Source organism: Candidatus Glassbacteria bacterium (assembly GCA_019456185.1).
Classification (GTDB): domain Bacteria; phylum Gemmatimonadota; class Glassbacteria; order GWA2-58-10; family GWA2-58-10; genus JAJRTS01.
Map to the genome: position 1 here is coordinate 1 of VRUH01000165.1, position 239 is coordinate 239.

1 rRNA gene (running past one end of the window) is annotated in these 239 nt (G+C 55.6%); it reads right to left on the reverse strand.

Annotated features, from left to right (window positions below):
• Positions 1-5 precede the first annotated feature (5 nt).
• Positions 6-239 (reverse strand): 23S ribosomal RNA (locus FVQ81_18655) (its annotated part continues 833 nt past the right edge of the window); the annotation flags it as partial.

Sequence of the window (239 nt, forward strand, 5' to 3'; positions counted from 1 at the left end):
GGTTTAGCTGAGACTGTTACCAGCCTTACACCTACCGCCTATCAAGCAGATAGTCTATCTGCGGTCTTACCTCCCCGATCGCTCGAGGAGTGGGAGATCTCATCTTGGGGGGGGCTTCGCACTTAGATGCTTTCAGCGCTTATCCCTTCCAGACTTGGCTACCCAGCAATGCCCCTGGCGGAACAACTGGCACACCAGAAGTCTGTCCCTCTCGGTCCTCTCGTACTAGAGAGAGCTCC